Annotated in this window: 13 protein-coding genes and 1 tRNA gene; 6 read left to right on the top strand and 8 right to left on the bottom strand. The window is 64.3% G+C overall.

All coding sequences use genetic code 11. The features are described from left to right. Nucleotides 1-119: 119 nt before the first annotated feature. Nucleotides 120-2,756 carry a TonB-dependent receptor gene (locus ACLIMP_RS19460; protein ID WP_221937301.1) on the top strand — a complete coding sequence of 879 codons (2,637 nt, stop codon included), beginning with the start codon at nt 120-122 and terminating at the stop codon, nt 2,754-2,756. Between the two features lie 526 nt (nt 2,757-3,282). Continuing rightward, nucleotides 3,283-3,792, top strand: a complete 510-nt coding sequence (locus ACLIMP_RS19455) for a porin family protein (RefSeq protein ID WP_054441870.1) — start codon at nt 3,283-3,285, stop codon at nt 3,790-3,792. Between the two features lie 82 nt (nt 3,793-3,874). On the opposite strand, the gene ACLIMP_RS19450 is transcribed toward ACLIMP_RS19455, so the two are convergent. The 3 genes from ACLIMP_RS19450 to ACLIMP_RS19440 form a co-directional block, all read right to left on the bottom strand. Further along, a complete protein-coding gene (locus ACLIMP_RS19450; protein ID WP_443478839.1) occupies nt 3,875-4,981 on the bottom strand; it encodes a glycoside hydrolase family 53 protein in 1,107 nt (368 codons plus the stop codon). Nucleotides 4,982-5,001: 20 nt separating this feature from the next. Continuing rightward, on the bottom strand, nt 5,002-7,497 hold the full coding sequence (gene galA / locus ACLIMP_RS19445) for a beta-galactosidase GalA (protein WP_443478838.1): 2,496 nt from the start codon (nt 7,495-7,497) through the stop codon (nt 5,002-5,004). Between the two features lie 175 nt (nt 7,498-7,672). Beyond that, a complete protein-coding gene (locus ACLIMP_RS19440) occupies nt 7,673-8,395 on the bottom strand; it encodes a FadR/GntR family transcriptional regulator (RefSeq protein ID WP_054441977.1) in 723 nt (240 codons plus the stop codon). A 165-nt stretch (nt 8,396-8,560) separates the two neighbouring features. Between ACLIMP_RS19440 and ACLIMP_RS19435 the strand changes: the two genes are divergently transcribed. The 3 genes from ACLIMP_RS19435 (at nt 8,561) to ACLIMP_RS19425 (ending at nt 10,991) form a co-directional block, all read left to right on the top strand. Next, on the top strand, nt 8,561-9,247 hold the full coding sequence (locus ACLIMP_RS19435) for a pentapeptide repeat-containing protein (RefSeq protein ID WP_324699553.1): 687 nt from the start codon (nt 8,561-8,563) through the stop codon (nt 9,245-9,247). Nucleotides 9,248-9,417: 170 nt separating this feature from the next. Further along, nucleotides 9,418-9,849, top strand: coding sequence for a GFA family protein (locus ACLIMP_RS19430; protein WP_324699552.1), 432 nt, complete (start codon nt 9,418-9,420; stop codon nt 9,847-9,849). A gap of 302 nt (nt 9,850-10,151) precedes the next feature. Beyond that, nucleotides 10,152-10,991 carry a LytTR family DNA-binding domain-containing protein gene (locus tag ACLIMP_RS19425; protein ID WP_054441868.1) on the top strand — a complete coding sequence of 280 codons (840 nt, stop codon included), beginning with the start codon at nt 10,152-10,154 and terminating at the stop codon, nt 10,989-10,991. Between the two features lie 50 nt (nt 10,992-11,041). Here ACLIMP_RS19425 and ACLIMP_RS19420 read toward each other — a convergent pair whose 3' ends face one another. Further along, nucleotides 11,042-12,091 (bottom strand): NAD(P)-dependent alcohol dehydrogenase, encoded by a 1,050-nt coding sequence (locus tag ACLIMP_RS19420; protein WP_443478837.1) that lies wholly within the window; start codon nt 12,089-12,091, stop codon nt 11,042-11,044. 239 nt (nt 12,092-12,330) lie between these two features. Here ACLIMP_RS19420 and ACLIMP_RS19415 point away from each other — a divergent pair, with 239 nt between their 5' ends. After that, nucleotides 12,331-12,654 (top strand): excalibur calcium-binding domain-containing protein, encoded by a 324-nt coding sequence (locus ACLIMP_RS19415; protein WP_324699550.1) that lies wholly within the window; start codon nt 12,331-12,333, stop codon nt 12,652-12,654. 11 nt (nt 12,655-12,665) lie between these two features. Here the strand turns inward: ACLIMP_RS19415 and ACLIMP_RS19410 are convergent, their stop codons facing one another. From ACLIMP_RS19410 to ACLIMP_RS19395, 4 genes are all read right to left on the bottom strand, one after another. Next, nucleotides 12,666-13,574, bottom strand: coding sequence for a LysR family transcriptional regulator (locus ACLIMP_RS19410; protein WP_324699549.1), 909 nt, complete (start codon nt 13,572-13,574; stop codon nt 12,666-12,668). A 147-nt stretch (nt 13,575-13,721) separates the two neighbouring features. Beyond that, nucleotides 13,722-13,797 (bottom strand) — tRNA-Ala (locus ACLIMP_RS19405). A 398-nt stretch (nt 13,798-14,195) separates the two neighbouring features. Beyond that, nucleotides 14,196-15,617 (bottom strand): efflux transporter outer membrane subunit, encoded by a 1,422-nt coding sequence (locus ACLIMP_RS19400; RefSeq protein ID WP_443478836.1) that lies wholly within the window; start codon nt 15,615-15,617, stop codon nt 14,196-14,198. 2 nt (nt 15,618-15,619) lie between these two features. Next, a complete protein-coding gene (locus ACLIMP_RS19395; RefSeq protein WP_443478835.1) occupies nt 15,620-18,808 on the bottom strand; it encodes an efflux RND transporter permease subunit in 3,189 nt (1,062 codons plus the stop codon). Nucleotides 18,809-18,811: the final 3 nt, after the last annotated feature.

Below are 18,811 nucleotides of genomic sequence, written 5' to 3'. Positions count from 1 at the left end.
GATAAACGGGCGGCGATTTCGGTTGAAACCCCCTGCCCGAATGCGCGAATGACGCTTGACTCTATTTGTCTGACAAATTATTTATCCGATAAATAAGAACCGAAGCTGGGAGGGGAATTATGAAATCCGCAATCCGGCGCCGCATGGGCGGTGCCAGCTTTCTCGCCATCGCACTCGTTGCCACGCCCGCCGTCGCCCAGACGGCCGGGACCGAAGGCAATACGACGGACGAGGAAATCGTCGTCACCGGCCTGCGCGCCTCGCTGCGCGATGCGCTGAACGCCAAGCGCGCGGCCTCGGTCGTTACCGAGACGATCAGTTCCAAGGACATCGGCGCGCTGCCGGACGTCACCATCGCCGATTCGCTGCAGCGCCTGCCCGGCGTCACCGCCACGCGCGATCGCGGCAACGCCAGCCAGGCGGCCGTGCGCGGCCTTGGCCCGCGCCTCGTGCTCGGCCTCATCAACGGCCGCGAAGTCGCCTCGTCCGAGCCGGATCGCAATGTCCGCTGGGAAATCTATCCCTCGGAAATCGTCTCGGGCGTGACCGTCTACAAGTCGCAGTCGGCCGACATCATCTCGGGCGGCGTCGCGGCCACGATCGACATCCGTACCGTGCGCCCGCTGGACTACCAGGGCCCCGCGCTCACGGCGCGCGCCGGCGCGCTCTACAATGACAGCGGCAAGGACATTCCCGGCTATTCCGGCTGGGGTTCGCGCGGCAGCGCGCAGTATGTCGGCAAGATCACCGACAATCTCGCCGTCGTCGTCGGCGGCACCTTCCAGCGCCAGAAGAACGGCTACAACTCGTTCCAGGGCTGGGGCTACAACACTTACGACATCAATGGCGAAGACGCCCCCACGCTGAACGGCCAGCCGGTCAACGCACCCTGGGGCGCGCAGACCGAGATCAAGGCGCTCAAGGAAACCCGCTGGTCCACCACCGGCGCGATCCAGTGGCAGCCCACCGCGAACTGGGACATCAACCTCGATGTCCTCTACTCGAAGGTGAAGATCGACGAGCACCAGTCGCAGCAGTGGTACGGCCGCCAGAACGGCTGGGGCGACTGGGGCGGCGAGATCGGCGCCCCCGGCGATATCTACCAGGACGGCAGCTACACGCTGTCGGGCAACACGATCACCGGCGCCACGCTGAACAACTATTCCTCCGTCACCAATGTCCTTGCCCGTTACCAGGAGGACAAGGACCTGTTCGTGACCGGCTTCAACGCCAAGTACGACGACGGCGACTGGACGGCCAAGTTCGACGGCTCCTACTCGCGCGCGCGCCGCGACAATTCGTGGGGCGCGATCGCCACCGAACTCTATCCGGCGAGCACGACCTTCTCGACCGGGCGCGGCTCGGTGCCCAGCGTCTCCGTCAGTTCCAACCCGGGTGACGTCAACAACCAGGTCATCCCGAGCTACTACGCCGGCCAGTACGACGGCCCGCAGCGCCTCAAGGACGACCTCGGCGCCGCGCAGGTGGACGTCTATCGCCACATCCACGACGGCTTCTTCACCGGCTTCGGCGGGGGTCTTCGCTACTCCAACCGCGTGAAGAGCTACGACGCCTATACCGCCACGGTGAACACGAAGACGCTCGGCAACCTGACGATCGATCCTTCGTACCTGACCGAATTCTCGGTGGGCACCTTCAACGTGCCCAACCTGGTCTGGGGCAATTACGAAACGCTCGCGGCCGAATACCTCGCAATCGGCACGCCCGAGCGCGACAAGTCGAAGTACTGGCGGGTCAAGGAGGATAACTTCGAAGGCTACGTGATGTCGGACTTCGCGGGCAACGGCTTCACCGGCAACCTCGGCGTCCGCTTCGTCAACGTCTCGACCCATTCGAACGCCTTCTCGGGCCGGACCTACTGGGACAACGATCTCCAGCAGAACGTCACCGTGTTCGATCCCGTGCGCGAGAACGACAAGTACTTCCGCGTCCTGCCCAGCCTCAACCTCAACTTCGAGCTGACCGACAGCCTGAAGCTGCGCGCCGGCGCCGCCCGCGTCCTGTCCCGCCCGCCGCTCGACGAGCTGCGCGCCAGCATGGCGCTGAGCAACTACCCGCCGACCAACACCGGATCGGGCGGCAACCCGCACCTCAAGCCGTTCATGGCGACCCAGGGCGACCTCTCGCTGGAATGGTACTTCCACAAGGACGCGCTCGTCGCGGTGGCGGGCTATTACAAGGACGTCAGCAGCAACGTCGGCTACACGCAGACGCAGGAAACGATCGGCGGCGACACCTACCAGATCACCTCGCCGCGCAACGGCAAGGGCGGCTACATCGCCGGTGTCGAGGCGACCTTGCAGACGCCGTTCTACTTCATCCCCGGACTCGACAAGTTCGGCCTCTACGCGAACGCCAGCTTCGTGGATTCCAACGTGAAGGAACTGGCCCCGGTCAGCAATCCGTTCCCGGGCGTGGGCCTCACCAAGTTCACCGGCGAAATCGACCTGTGGTATTCCGACCATGGCATCGATGCCCGCGTGGCGCTCAAGCATCACAGCCCGTTCACCGTGATCTACGGCTGGGACGCCTCGCAGCTCACCCGCCTCGAATCCGAGACGACGCTGGGCGCCAGCGTGTCCTACGCCGTGACCAAGAACTTCTCGGTGCGCCTCCAGGCCAACAACCTGACCAACCAGGTCGCCCGCTTCTACTGGAACAACGATCCCGACCAGATCGCCCGTTACGAGAAGTACGGCCGCAGCTACCTGATGGACGTGACCTTCAAATATTGATCTCCCAACCGGCCCCGTGCGCAAGCGGGGCCGTCATTCCGGCCCTCCATGAGGGCAGGAAACACGAAAAGGGGCGCCATCTCCTCCCGGCGCCCCTTTTTTGTGCGCGCCCGCGGCGCGAAACGCCGCCCGCCAGCGCCATCGCCGCCAGCGATTCGCGCGCGGCGCGGAAGAAAATACAATTTTTTCAGGGTATCCCGCACAAGCCGGCGCGGGAAAATGCATCCTCTGCAACCCGCCGGAAGCCCGGAAAAGCGCGCTTTGCACCGGCACCTTATCCAACCTGTCACATTTGTGAATGGTGCCCATACGGCCCATTAACTTTGAGTACAGTCTTGGAACGACATAGGGAACTCGTCCCAAGGCATTGTTCAAGATGATATATTTCCTGAGAAATATATACGAAATTTTTCAGAAATATTAATTCCTGAACGATGATCGCGAATATCTGCGCTCATCTCAGAACAATAACTTTGCCTTGGAGATAAGACGACCTTTGTGTCGCAGGACTATTATGAGGATTACCATGAAGTACATTGCACTTTCGGCCGCTCTTGCCGCTTCGTTTTCGGTTCCCGCCATGGCGCAGGACACCGAAGCGTTCACCGGCCCCCGCGCCGGCGTCACCATGGGCTTCGACAAGATTCAGGGCGATGAAGGCTTCTCCTACGGCGTGAACGCCGGCTACGACGTTGCCGTCGCGCCGCGCATCACCGTGGGCCCGGAAGTCTCCTTCGGCGACTCCACCACCGACAGCGCCACGACCGACGTGAGCCGCGACATCACCGCCTCGCTCCGCGCGGGCTATGTGGTCGCCCCCAAGGTCCTGGCCTTCGGCAAGGTCGGCTACACCAGCACCCGCTTCGAGCCGGTGGCCGGCGGCAACTATTCGCTTGAGGGCGTGCGCTACGGCGGCGGCCTGGAATATGCGGTGACGCCGAAGACCTACATTTCGGCCGAATACCAGCGCACCGAATACGAAGCGAACTTCGGCGGCCGTGACGCGGCAGTCGTCGGCGTAGGCATGCGTTTCTAAGAGCTTCCAACCCGCCACCGAGACGGGAAGGCAAAAGGACGGGAAGGGTTGCCCCCCAGGGGGCCGCCCTTCCCGTTTTGCGTTATTTCGAGGCCTTCACGTAAGTCTTCGAGAGGAAGTCCATGCCCGGCACCACTTCGTGCTTCCGCAAGTTGAACCAGGCGGCGTTTTCCCAGTTCGATCCGGTGCCCCAGCGCGTCTTGCACTGCGTGGAAACCCAGTCCGGCGCCCAGTAGACCACGCCGTTCCCGCCCGCATCGACCACGGTCTGCGTCAGGTCCTCAAGATACTTCAACTGCCCCTTCGGCGTTGCCGGATAGCCGGGAATCAGCGAATCCGTGCCGAGCAGGTTGGTAGAGGCATCGGCGCTATCCTCGGTGAAGGGATAGGCCGTCTCCACCACCATGACATCCGCACCGTAGCGCTTGTGCGCGGTGTCGATGACCTTGGCCAGGCCCGAGAGGTTGTATTTCGACCACTTGGAGTAATAGCTCACGCCGATGATGTCATAGTCGAGCACGCCCGCCGCCGTCGCATCGTCGAACCAGGGCAGGACGTTTTCGGGCTGGGCGATGTGCAGCATGACCCGGATCGGCTTGCCCGTCTCCTTCGAAACCTCGCGCACGGCCGCGACGCCGGCGTTGAGCAGGTTGGCATTGCGCTTCCAGTCGATCGGCTTGTCCTTGGTGCCGCCCATGACTTCGGGGTTGGTCTCGTTGCCGACCTGCACCAGTTCGGGCAGTTCCCCCGCCGCGTTCAGCTTCGAAAGCACCTCGCGCGTGTAGTCATGCAGCGCGCGCACCTGCTGCTGGGTGTCCATCTTGGCCCAGGCGGCCGGCACGATCTGCTTGTCGCCATCGGCCCAGTCGTCGGAGTAATGGAAGTCCAGCAGTACCTCCAGCCCGGCGGCATGGGCGCGGCGGATGGTCTTGAGCACGTCCTCGTAGTTCGAATACTTCGTCCACTGCGGATCGTTCCAGATCCGCACGCGCATCAGGTTTCCGCCCTTTGCCTTCAGAAGCACGAAAGGATCGACGGGCTTGCCGTTCTGGCGGAACACCGCGCCGCAGTCCTCCATCTCGTTGGCAAAGGACAGGTCGGCGCCGAGATAGAGCTTGGTCTCGGCATGAGCCGAAGTCGCAGCCAGCAGCGTGGAGGCCGCAAGCGCGGCGCGAATGACGTTCTTCACCGGTATTCTCCTGCGGCCGGTCAGTGGAAAAAGAGATCGATGGCGGCGGGCGAAAGCCCCTCGCCGGACACGGTGACGCGGGCCGAGCCGCTGGAACCGCTGCCCTGCACGATGGCCTGCGCAAGGCCGTTGAACGCATTGCGGCTGTCGCCCTTGTCGGCCTCCAGCGAGGTGGGATTGCCGTTGCCCAGCCCGATGATCCGCGCCGGGCCGCTGACGCTGAAGCGCAGCGCATTGTCCGCCGTGAGCACCGGATTTCCGGCCTTGTCGAGCACTTCGACCCGCAGCACCGAAAGATCGGCGCCGCCTGCGGCGAGACGGACGCGCTCGGCAGTGAGCTTGAGCTTCGCCGGGGCCGATGCCGTCACCCGCTGGTCACGGGCGACGACCTTGCCGCCGTTGTACCCGCGCGCCTCCAGCTTGCCGGGCGCATAGGGCACCTGCCATTCGAGGTGGCCGTTGCGCGGCATCGGCTTGCGCCCCAGCGACTTGCCGTTGAGCAGCAGTTCGATCTCCGCGCAGTTGCCGTGCGCCCACACCGGGATCGGCTGCCCCTCGCGGCCCGCCCAGTTCCAGTGCGGCAGGAGATGGACCAGCGGCTGGTCCGGCCGCCACCACGCGCGGTAGTAGAAGTAGTTGTCCTTGGCGAAACCGCAGCTGTCCATCGCGCCGAAGTAGCTGGCAACGCTGGGAAACGCCGGATAGGGCGTGGGCTCGCCGCGATAGTCGAACCCGGTCCAGATGAAGCCGCCGGCAATGTAGGGCGCGTTCGCCACGATCGTCCACCATTCCTCGGCGGTCGATGCCCACCAGGGGTGCTCGGTGTCATAGGCCTTGACGATGTGCCGGGCCTCGTCGTTCTCGTACGCGCCGCGCGTGGAGACCGTGCTGCCGGTCTCGGTGCCGATCACCGGCTTGTCGGGGTGCCGTTCGTGCCAGGCGGCGATCTTGTCGGTGCGGTAATTGAAGCCGACGACATCCACCGCCTCGGCAGCGCCGCCGTCCCAGCCCTGGTCCATGGCCTGGGTGGTGAGGCGGGTGGGATCCAGCGCCTTGCAGCGCGCTACCAGTTCGGCCGAGATGCGGCGGCCGCGCTCCGAACCCTGATGGCCTTCCTCGTTGCCAACCGACCAGAGGATGATCGAAGGGTGATTGCGCGAGGAGAGGATCATCCGCTCCAGCTCGTCCATCGCCTCGGGGTTGGTGGTGTTGAGCCGCGTTTCCGCGATCATCATCATGCCCTTGCGGTCGCAGATGTCGAGCAGGACCTGCGCGGAGGGATTGTGTGCGCTGCGCCAGGAATTGGCGCCCATTTCCAGCGTGCGGTCAACGCGCCATTCGTGCAGCGCATCGGGGATCGCGGCGCCGACGCCGGCGTGGTCCTGATGGTTGCAGACTCCGAGCAGCTTCACGTTCTGCCCGTTGATGGTGAACCCGCGAACCGCGTCGAAGGTCACGGTGCGCACGCCGAACGCGGTCTCGGTCCTGTCCACCACCACGCCATCGCGCAGGACTTCGGTGGTGAGCCGGTAGAGATAGGGACTTGCCGGAGACCAGAGCCGGGGCGCCCGGATGCGTGCGGTCTGCTCGAACTCCACCTTGCCGAGCGCGGCCGGCTCGGCAAGGTGATCGGCCGCCATGGCAACCTGCCGCCCTTCCGCATCATGGACCGCGTGGCGCACGGTCACTTTCGCCGGGCTTTCGGCGTCGTTCGCCAGGGTGGTGAGGATGGTGACAGCGGCCCCTTCGCCGTCCACTTCCGCGCGGACGCATGTGCCCCACTGGGGAACGTGGCAGGCAGCCGCGCTGACCAGCGTGACGTGACGGTAAATCCCCGCCCCCTCATAGAACCAGCCCTCGCCCAGCGAGGCATCGACGCGCACCGCAACCTGGTTGGCGCCGCCTTCGTAATCGAGGAAATCGGCGATATCGACGCGGAACGGAGCATAGCCGCTGGCGCTGCCGCCCGCCTCGAAGCCGTTCACGAAGACCTTGCAATTGCGGAACACGCCATCGAATTCCAGCCAGACCGCGCGTCCCTTGTCAGCCGCGCCCACCGGCAGGCGGCAGCGATACCAGCCGACGCTGTTCTGCGGGAATGCGCGCCCGATCGCCTTGAAACCGTGCGCGGCGACAGCGTCTTCCTTGTCCTTCTCCGCAGGCGCGGCGGGCGCGGCAAAGGGCAGGTCCACCGCCCAGTCGTGAGGAACGCGGATTGCGCTCCAGCCGCTGTCATCGAAATCGGCCAGCGTGGCGGGCGAAACGTCGCGGCCGGGCTTGGCATACGTGCGCTGGTTCAGGCCGAAATCGAAATCCTTCGCCATGTCCGCGGCATGGCCGAGATGGAAGCGCCACCCTTCCGCCAGCAGCACCGAACGGCGCGGGGAATCCTCTGCCCGCCCCTGCGTCGTCGTTTCGGCCAGGGCGATGCCGGGAAGGCTCGCCGTGCCGAGGCCCGCAAGGCCCAGCGCCATGGCAGTGCGGCGGTCGGTGGAAATCGTCTGGTCGTCCATCATCGGTCTGGGCTCTCACGGCAGCTGCGTAGCTGGGAGGGCCGACGATCCTTGCGGATCGCAGTCCTTGCCGGTTCAGGCCCTCCCGTCTTCTTTCCATTTGTATGATATATATGGTTACGGCGGTCAATCGTTTGCGGCAGATCGTTTTCCGCCCTTCCCCGCCGCCCTTTGGCCTTCAGCTCTCGCCTTCGTTATGCTCGATCGCATCCAGGGCATCGACGATGATGAGCTTCATCGCATCGTGAGCAGCCTCGGGATCGCGAGACAGGATGGCGTTCTTCACCCGCTCGTGAGACTCAAGATCGGCGCTGCGCCCGACGATCCGGTTGGTGTAGCGGATCGAGGTCTTCAGGGCGGTGGACACCACGTCGCGGAACTGCCCGAAGAACGGATTGCCCGATGCGCTCAGGATCGCGACGTGGAAGGCGACATCAGCCTCCAGCACATCGTCCCGTCCTTCTTCGGCAGCCTGCATCCGGGCGAAGCCGGCAGCGATCGATCCCAGCCCTGCCTCGTCCGCCTCCCTGGCCGCCAGCGCGGCGGCGGCAGGCTCGATCGCGACGCGCAACTGGCTGAACTGCTTGAGGAGATCGATCGAAAACCGTTTTTCCAGCATCCAGCGCAGCACATCGGTATCGAACAGGTTCCATTCGCTGGAAGGCTGGATCACCGTGCCTTGTCGGGGCCGGGCACTGACCAGCCCCTTGGCCGTCAGCATCTTCACCGCTTCGCGCGTGACCGAGCGGCTGACGCCGTTCTGCACGGAAAGTTCGGCTTCCGTCGGAAACGGCTTTTCGGCATATACACCGCCGATGATCTGCGAACCCAGTCGATCGAGCAGGCCGTAAGTGAGGTTCCGCCCCAGAGAACTGCGGGTCTCCTGCTGCTTGACTTGCATCTGGTTGCGCTCTCCCATTATATCTTTAATCATATAAATAGACCCGGCGCCGCCAGCACAAGTCCTTTAAGCATTTCATTGCTTGGCACGAATGCATTTGCCCGCACCATCGCTGCCTTGGCCTCGGCGCTGGCATGTCGGCCTTTCGCAGGCTAGCAAGCCGGGATGGACGATCTGTTTTCCGCCGCTGCCCTGACCGGCCGGACCCTCACGCGCGGGGACATCCGCAACCTGTGCGGCACGCCGCGCACGCTGGCCGAATGCGATCTGGAGGAAGCCGACCTGTCCGGCCTCGACCTTTCGGGCTGGCAATTCGAACGCTGCAACTTCCGCAAGGCCGATTTCGGGGGCGCGATGCTGGAAGATACGGCCTGGAAATCCTGCCGGGGCGCTTTCGTGAACTTCATCGCCGCCGACCTCACCGGCGCGGCCTTCACTGCCAGCGATTTCAACAACGGCGCTTTCAGGAAAGCCACCCTGCATTCGGCCGCCTTCACCGGATGCAAGCTGACCGGCGCCGACTTTTCCGATACGAAAGGCGTGGAGATCCGGTTCGAGGAAACCTTGCTGATCGATGCCAAGCTGCTCGGCCACTCTTTCCGCAAGACGGTTCTGAAGCGCGTGGATTTCTCGACGGCGGACTTGCGGAAGTGCGATTTCCGGCAGGCGACCTTCGAAGCATGCAGCTTGCGCGAAGCCGGCCTCGACGGCGCCCGGTTCGACGGCGCCGACTTGCGCGGCGCCGACCTCGGCGGCCTGCGCCTCGTGGACGCCGCCCCCTTTCGCGGCGCGACGATTTCGGCCGATCAGGCAGGCCTGCTTCTGCGCGAACTGGGCCTCAAGGTCAGCTAGAGCGCGTGAATCCGGCGCGGTCAGGCCGTCGTCAACGAGCAGGTGCGTCAGCTCGAAGGGCCGTGACCACGTTTGAGCCGATAGGCGATTGTCCCGCTCCGGCTTTCACCCGGTGATGGAAAACACTGCGACCATATCGCTGGACCAGGTTCGACATGCGCACTAACTAAATGCTCATGTGCTCGGCGTCCTCGAACCAGTCCAACATTTCCGGCTCCTGTCTTTGCGGAACAGTTCGCTTCGACATCAACGGCAGCTTCGACAGCTTCTTCCTCTGCCATTGCTCGCGGTGCCGGAAGGGAAGCGGCACGGCCCATGGCGCCAATCTCTTCGCGACTGACGCATCGCTCCATTGGGTGGCCGGAGAGGCTGAAGTGAAAATTTTTCGGCTGCCCGGCACCCGGCACCAACGCAGCTTCTGCGTTGAGTGCGGGTCAGCGCTCCCCGATGTCCAGATGGATGGCGCACTGCTCAAGGTTCCCGCCGGCTGCCTCGATGGCCCCGTCGAAATTCGACCGACCGCACACATCTGTTGCGCCAGCCGTGCAGACTGGGATGTCGATCTGGAAAAGGTTGTCACGATGGATGGATTGCCCGGCTGAACGCCCCGGATACGTGGATATCGATCCCTCGCGGAATTCGTCCAGGTGTCCCCCACGTCAAGCGACCGACAGGGACGCGCAGCGGTTGTTAATGCGCCCTCGGCCCTGCGTCCGCTATCAGGCGCATCGGAAAAAAGCGGGTTTCAATCGGCAGGCCGTCTCGGTCGGACTTTCACACGCGCCGCGCAAGTCGCAACCGCCGCTGCGTTACCTCATCGGCAACTTCGCCTCAGCCCCTTGCCTAACACCGCGAAATTACGGACATCTGCCAGCCTGCGCAGCGCGGATCGGGAGGCGATGACATGAGTTGGGTGCGTCGGGGCCTGCTGGAGCTTTGGGCGATGGTCATCCTCGCCGGGATCGTGGGCTTTCTCGGCCCATTCGGCACATATCTCGATGCCGAGTTTCCGGCGCGGGCCTGGAACTGGTTCACGCACCTCATGGGCGCCTATGTGCTGGTGCGCCCCACGATCTGGCTGCTGATCGCCATCGCCAATGCCACCTCGCTGCCGCGAAATGCGCTGCTGTTCTGGGGCGTTCTGCTGTCCAGTTTCCCGCTCACGCTCGTCTGGGTCTGGGGCGGGGGCGTGTTCTTCCATGCACTGGGCGGCTTTACGGGAATTCTCCCTCTCGCACTGCTCAGTGCGGTCGCGATCCTCGTCGTGGTCTGGTGGGCCAAGCGGATCGACGCCCAGTTGAGCGACGGACACCAACCTCACCGCGACCGGATCGCAAGCTTCGCGGACGATACCCCCGTTCGCGCCGCGGCGCCTGAACGCGACGAAGCCCTGGGCGAACCGCTGGACGACAGCGGCATGCCCCGGCTGCAACGCCGGCTCAGCAAGGCTTTCGCGGGACCGATCCTGGCGCTTCAAAGCGAGGACCACTACGTTCGCGTCCACGGGGCCGGGTCGAGCGAACTGCTCCTGATGCGCCTTCGCGATGCCATCGCGGAAATGGACGAATGCCCCGGCCAGCAGGTCCATCGAAGCTGGTGGGTTGCCCGCGAGGGCATCGCCTCGGTGGAATCGGACGGACGAAACCGCGTAATCCGGCTGACCAACGGCGAATTCGCCCCGGTTGCGCGGGATTCCATTTCCAGTCTCGAAAGGCAGGGCTTCCTGAAAACGTCCAGCAACTGAGAAGCTCCGGGCGGGCAGAGCGAAGGAGCCCTGCCAGCCCGGATACCGGATCAGGCGTTCAGCGTCGCGTTGTCGATCACGAAGCGGTACTTCACGTCGCTTCGCTGCATGCGATCGAAGGCTTCGTTGATATCGTGGATGTCGATCAGTTCGATATCGGCAACGATGCCCTTCTCGGCGCAGAAATCGAGCATCTCCTGCGTCTCGGCGATGCCGCCGATCAGCGAGCCGGCGATGGTCCGGCGGCGGAAGATCAGGGCGCCCACGTTCGGTGACGGGTGGGGATGCTCGGGTACGCCCACCAGCGTCATCGTACCGTCGCGCTTGAGCAGCGCGGTGAAGGCATCGAGATCGTGGCTGGCGGCAACGGTGTTGAGGATGAAGTCGAAGCTGTTCGCATGGGCGTTCATCTCGTCGGGATTACGCGAGACCACCACCTCGTCCGCGCCGAGCGCCAGCGCGGCTTCGCGCTTGCTGTCCGAAGTGGTGAAAGCCACGACATGCGCGCCAAGTGCATGGGCAAGCTTGACGCCCATATGTCCCAGACCGCCGATGCCGACCACGCCCACTTTCTGGCCCGGGCCGACTTTCCAGTGGCGCAGCGGCGACCATGTGGTGATCCCCGCGCAGAGCAGCGGCGCCACGGCGGCAAGCTGTTCCGCCGGGTGGCTGACCTTGAGGACGAACTTGTCGTTGACGACGATGGCCTGCGAATAGCCGCCCTGGGTATGGCCGGGGGCATCGGCGGTTGCACCGTTGTACGTGCCGATGAAGCCATCGTCGCAATATTGCTCAAGGCCTTCGTCGCAGGCGCTGCAATGCTGGCAGCTATCGACCATGCAGCCCACGCCAACGGTATCGCCAACCTTGAAGGCCGTCACTTCGCTGCCTACCGCACTGACGCGGCCGACGATTTCGTGCCCCGGCACGCAAGGGTAGAGCGTGCCCGCCCATTCGCCACGCGCTTGGTGCAGGTCGGAATGGCAGACGCCGCAATATGCGATATCGATTGCGACATCGTGTGCCCCCGGCTCACGGCGTTCGATATCGAGCGCCACGAGCGGAGTGTGTTCGGTGACGGCACCAAATGCCTTCGTCATCGGAATTTGTCCTTGAAACTGAGAGAGTATGCGCGGCAGACCGTCGCCGCGCCCTTCAGGTAGGCGTCCGCCCCCGCCGGATCAGCCCGCAGGCAATCGAACAAAGCGATGAACGAAACTCATCGTGATCGTCCCTTGCAGCCAGTCGGAGCGCCGCGCCCTCACCAGCGAAACAACCGATGAAACGGGCCAGCCGGTCTTTTTACCGATCGTCCATTTCTTTCGGCCACGATCCGCAGATGGTTCGATCGCCCGCTCCCTATTCGATCCGTGCGCTACGCCGCCGACGGTCGCGTTCCGTATGGCAGACGGTGGGCGGATACTTCCTCGTCGCGATCTGCATCGGCGGCACAGCCGGTCTGGCGCTTAATGCCTTTGATCGATGGCGTACCGAAAGCGCTGCCCGCCAGGCCCTGCTGGACACGCTGCCAGAGGGCTATGTTTTCCGGACTTGCGGCGAAGTTGAAGCGAGGGGGCTGGCACCGCTCTATCGGGGTGAGCGCGGCTTCGGGCAGCACCTGGACAGCGACCATGACGGGACCGGCTGCGAACCCTACCCCTGATCCCGCCCGGTCTAGAACCCGAGCGGCCTCATTTCGCGGATGAGGTCCACCAGCAGGCGCAGGCCGGAGGGCACCTGCCTGCGGCTCGAATAGTAGACATGGAAAGCCTCCCCCATGGAGCCCCATTCGTCCAGCGCGATCGCCAGCCTGCCTTCCGCGATGGCACCCGCAATAGAAGGTTCGGCGGCGTAGATGAGCGCGGCGCCGCTGAGCGCCATGTGCAGGCCGATGCGGGAATTGCCGATGGTGAGCGGACCGGGAACGGCGAGCGCCACCGCCTCGTCGCCCTTTTCGAACTCCCAGTGATAGATGCGGTCGTTGCCGAGCCTGATCTTCATGCAGCGGTGATTCATGAGATCCTGCGGGACCTGCGGCGTTCCAAAACGCTCGAAATAGGCGGGCGAACCAGCGACGACCCAGCGCATCGGCGGCGAGATGCGCTGCACGATCATGTCTTCCGGCACCGTGCCGCCATAGCGAATGCCGGCGTCGTACCCCTGATCGATCACATCGATCATGCGGTTGTCGATCGAGAGGTCGATCTCGATATCGGGATAGAGTTCGACGAAGCGGGGCAGCACCGGGGCGAGGATCAGTTCGGCCGCATCCTCCGGCACGTTAAGCCGGATGCGTCCGGCCGGCGCATCGCGAAAACGGTTGAGCACTTCCGCAGCGTGATCGATCGCGTCGAAATGCTCGGCGATCGCGTCGCGGAACGCCTCTCCCGCCGCTGTCAGCGTAACACTGCGGTTGGTGCGGTTGAGCAGGCGCACGCCGTGGCGCTCTTCCAGCCCCTTCAGCGCATGGCTCAGGGCCGAGGCGCTGATGCCGAGTTCAAGGCTGGCCCGCCGGAAACTGCGATTGCGCGCGATGGCGAGGAAATAGGCGAAATCGGCAAGGTCCGATCGACTGAACTTCATGGAAACCTGGTTCGCCCTTCGCTGGGATGCATGGAGAGCTACTCTAGCACGGCCCCGACGCGCAGGCGCAAGATGGCCCTGCATGAAGGATGCCGCGGCCTGTTTGTGGCCGATCAGATTTTCGGGAATAAAGGGTATCTGGTGAAATGGTGGAGCCTAGCGGGATCGAACCGCTGACCTCCTGCATGCCATGCAGGCGCTCTCCCAGCTGAGCTAAGGCCCCAATCATTTCAGCGGATCAACCTGGGAGGTTCGATCCGGTTTCCCTGCCGTAACCGGCTTTGAAGGCCGTGTTCCGCTTGGGAGGCAGCCCTTTAGATCGGCTTTTCCGGCATGACAAGAGGGACAATCGCCCTGCGAAAAACTTTTTCGATCTTTTTCCACAGCCCGTTTCCGCCCTCTGGCGAGACCGCTGCAGACCGCCTGCCTTGACGATAAAGTCGACGCGCGGTTCCTTCAGGAATCCCCGTCAGGACGGATGTCCGGGTTGGGCAATCCCAACCCGGTCCGCGCGACATGTCCGGCACATCGGTGGCGTGACGAGGACAATCGCTGCGGAACGGATGACCCGGGGGGACAGGTCATCCGAACCTCCTGGCTTCCTCAGGCAGCCGGCCGGCTCTACTTGAGGCCGCCGCCGATGGCGCGATAGATCTCGACCATGTTGCTGGCGCGGGTCAGCCGCGTCGTCACCAGGGTCTGTTCGGCGCTGTAGAGCGTGCGCTGCGAATCCAGCGTGGTCAGGAAATCGTCCACGCCCGCGCGGAACCGCGCGTCCGAGAGGCGATAGCTGACCCGCGCGGAATCGCGCAGCGAGGTCTGGGCTTCGAGCTGGTTGGTCATCGTCGCGCGCCGGGCAAGCGCATCGGCGACTTCCTTGAAGCCGGTCTGCACGCTCTTCTCGTAAGTCGCCACCATGGCATCATACGTCGCGCGGGCATAGCGCAGGTTGCCCTGGTTCCTGCCGAAGTCGAAGATCGGCAGGCTCGCCGAAGGTGCCACCGACCAGTAGTCGCTGCCCGACTTGAACAGGTTCGACAGGCCGAGGCTCATCGTGCCGAATGCGGCGGTCAGCGAGATCTTCGGGAAGAACGCCGCGCGGGCGGCGCCGATATTGGCGTTCGCACCGATAAGCTGATGCTCCGCCGCGGCAATGTCGGGACGGCGCAGCAGCAGGCTGGAGGGCAGGTCCGCCGGCAGGTTGGCCAGCGTGACGTCGCTTTCCGGCAGCGCGGTCGGCAAATCTTCTGCCGAAAGGCTGGTTCCCGCCAGCAGTTCCAGAGCGTTCCTGTCCTGCGCCACCAGCGTCGTGGCCTGGGCGATATCGGAACGGGCCTGATCGTAGCTGGTCTGCGCCTGTCGCACTTCCAGTTCCGAGGCGATCCCCTTGGCGAAGCGCGCCTTGGTCAGGTCGAACGTCTGGCCGAACGCCTTTTCGAGATTGCGGGCGATCTGGAGCTTTTCCTGATCGGCCGCCATCGTCAGCCACGCCGTTGCCGTTTCGGCGATGAGCGCGGTCTGCGCGGCGTTACGGTTCTCGACCGAGGCAAAGTAGCTTTCCTGCGCCGCCTTGGTGAGATTGCGCACGCGGCCGAACAGGTCGATTTCCCAGGCCGAAACCCCGACCGAGGCGGTGTAGATATCGGTCCGCCCGGATATGCCGCCGGCACCGCCCGCAGCCTGCTGGGCAAAGGGCTGGTCCTGGTAGGTCGCGCTGCCGCTCCCCGCGAGCGTGGGCAGAATATCTGCACGCTGCACGCGGTACTGGGCACGGGCCTGTTCGACGTTGGCAACGGCAATCCGCAGATCGCGGTTGTTGTCCAGCGAGGTCTGGATGACCCGCGCCAGGCGCGGATCGGTGAAGAAGTCCTTCCAGGCGGTATCGGCCGATACCGCCTGCGCCCCCTGCCCGTCCGGCGCGGCCAACCCTTGCGGGCTGGTCGCCGGAACCGGCAGGTCGGGACGGACATACTTGGGGGCCATGTTGCAGGCCGCCAGCGCCAGCGCCAGCGACGTGGCCGTAAGCGCTTTCACGTTTCGCATTTTCATGCCTCCTGAGGCGCGGCCGAAGCCTCGCCGTCGACAGGTGCCCCGTCCTTTCCGTGATGTTCACGGAACACGCGCTTCACGACGGTGAAGAAGACGGGAACGAAGAAGATGGCCAGGATGGTGGCCGAGAGCATGCCGCCCACGACAGCCCAGCCGATCGCGTTCTGGCCGCCCGCGCCCGCCCCGGTCGAAACCGCCAGCGGCAACACGCCGAAGATGAACGCGAAGCTGGTCATCAGGATCGGACGCAGGCGCAGTTTGCCCGCTTCCAGGGCCGCGGCCACGGGTGAGAGGCCGTCCCGCATCTTCTCCTCGGCGAATTCGACGATGAGGATCGCGTTCTTGGCCGAGACGCCGATGGTCGTGATGAGACCTACCTGAAGGTAGATGTCGTTGTTGAGCCCCACGAGCGTCGCCGCGATCACCGCGCCGAGCACGCCCAGCGGCACGACGAACATGACCGCGATCGGCACCGACCAGCTTTCGTAAAGCGCGGCAAGGCAGAGGAACACGATCAGCATGGACAGTGCGTAAAGCGCCGGAGCCTGACCGCCCGAGGTGTTTTCCTCGTAGGAGATACCGCTCCATTCGAGGCCGACACCGGCCGGCAGCTTGGTGGCAAGCTGTTCCACGACCTTCATCGCATCGCCGGTGGAGACGCCGGGAGCCGGAGCACCCATGATCTGCATCGAGGACACGCCGTTGAAGCGTTCCAGCTTGGCCGGACCGTAGATCCACTCGGTGGTCGCGAAGGAGGAGATCGGTGCCATCACGCCCGAACTGCCACGCACATGGAACGCACCGATCGATTCGGGCGTCGTGCGGAACGGCTGGTCGGCCTGCACGAACACCTTCTTCACACGGTCGCGGTCAATGAAGTCATTGACGTAGCTGCTGCCCATGGCGGTGCTGATGGTCGAGTTGATGTCCGCCTGCGCGATGCCAAGGGCACCGGCAGCCGCCTGATCGACGTCCAGCTTGATCTGCGGCGTATCTTCCAGTCCGTTGGGACGGACTTGCGCCAGGCGCTTGTCACCCGCGGCCATGCCGAGGAACTGATTGCGCGCCTCCAGCAACTTCTGGTGGCCGAGGCCCCCGCGATCGACGAGCTGGAACTCGAACCCGGTCGCATTGCCCAGTTCCTGGACGGCGGGCGGCGCGAAGGCGATCACCATGCCAGACGTGATCTTCTGGAACGCCATGTTGGCACGCTGGGCCACCGCCATCACGGTGTTCTCCGCGCCCTTGCGCTCCGACCAGTCCTTCATGCGCACGAAGGCGAGGCCCACGTTCTGGCCCTGCCCCACGAAACCGAAGCCGGAAATCGTGAAGACGTCGGCCACGTTGGCCTTTTCGTCCTTGAGGTAGTGATCGCGGACACGCGCCAGCGTGCGCTCGGTCTCCTCCATCGTCGTACCGGCGGGCAGCGACACCTGGTTCATCAGGATGCCCTGGTCCTCGTCCGGCAGGAAGCCGCCGGGAAGACGCAGGAAGATAAGGCCCATGCCCACCACGATGGCGGCGTAGACCAGCATGGTCCGGCCCCAGCGGTGTTCGACCTTGTCCACCGCCTTGCCGTAGCGCTCGACGCCGCGATCGAAGGTCCGGTTGAACCAGTCGAAGAAGCGGTTGAACATGCCCGCGATACCGGTCCGCTTGCCTTCGCCGTGGCCGTGGCCGTGTGAGCTGGGCTTGAGGATCGTGGCGCAGAGCGCCGGCGTAAGGACGAGCGCCACGATCACCGAGAGCACCATCGATGAGACGATGGTGATCGAGAACTGGCGGAAGATGACGCCGGTGGAACCGCCGAAGAACGCCATCGGCAGGAACACCGCCGAAAGCACGAGGCCGATGCCGACCAGCGCGCCGCTGATCTCGTCCATCGAGCGGCGGGCCGCTTCCTTGGGGCTCAGCCCTTCGTCCTGGATGAGACGTTCGACGTTCTCGACCACGACGATGGCGTCATCGACCAGCAGGCCGATCGCCAGCACCATGCCGAACAGGGTTAGCGTGTTGATGGTGAAGCCGGCCAGTTGCAGGATCGCGAGCGAGCCCAGCAACACGACGGGAACGGCGATGGTCGGGATCAGCGTCGCGCGCCAGTTCTGGAGGAACAGGAACATGACGATGAAGACGAGCACCACGGCTTCCACGAGCGTGTGGATCACCTGCTCCACCGAGAGCTTCACGAAGGTCGAATTGTCGACCGGGAACTTGTACTTCACCCAGCTCGGGAAGTTCTTGGAGAGCTGGTCGATCTGGGTTTTCACGGCTTCGACGGTGTCGAGCGCATTCGCGCCCGGTGCCAGCTTGATGCCGAAACCGGCAGCCGGATAGCCGTTGAGCTTGGCGCCGAAGCTGTAGTTTTCCGCGCCCATCTCGACGCGCGCGACGTCGGACAGGTGGACGACGGAACCGTCGGTGTTGTTGCGGAGCATGATCTGGCGGAACTGCTCGGCCGTGCGCAGGCGGGACTGCGCGGTGATCGTGGCGTTGAGCGCCTGCCCCTTGGGCGAAGGCGTACCGCCGATCTGGCCCGCCGAAACCTGCGCGTTCTGCGCCTGGATCGCCGAGGTCACGTCCGAAGTCGTGACGCCGAGGTTGGCCATCTTGTACGGGTCAAGCCAGACGCGCATGGAATATTGCGCACCCAGAAGCTGCGTGTCGCCCACGCCGTTGACGCGGCTGATCGGGTCCTGCAGCGAACTCGCAACGAAATCGCCCGCGTCCTCCTGGTCGTGAATGCCGTCATCAGCATAGACGGCCATGACCATCAGGAAGGTCGCGGTGGACTTGGTCACGCGAAGGCCCTGCAACTGCACTTCCTGCGGCAGCAGCGGCGTGGCCTGCGTGAGCTTGTTCTGGACCTGGACCTGCGCGATGTCGGGATCGGTGCCCTGCTCGAAGGTCAGGGTCACGGTAAGGTTGCCGGCGCCATCGCTCGATGACGAGAAATAGCGAAGGTGGTCGATGCCCTTAAGCTGTTGCTCGATGACCTGGGTCGTCGTGCTTTCCAGCGTCTCGGCATTCGCACCGGGATAGCTGGTGGAGATCTGGACGGCGGGGGCCGCGATCTCGGGGAACTGGGCCACGGCGAGCGAACGGATCGCCAGGACGCCCGCAAGCATCATGACGATGGCGATGACCCATGCGAAGATGGGTCTGTCGATGAAATACCGGGACATGGG

It is taken from the genome of Novosphingobium aeonii, assembly GCF_052279045.1.
GTDB lineage: Bacteria > Pseudomonadota > Alphaproteobacteria > Sphingomonadales > Sphingomonadaceae > Novosphingobium.
The sequence above is the reverse complement of the archived record's forward strand: the minus strand, read 5'-3'. Positions and strand labels throughout refer to the sequence as shown.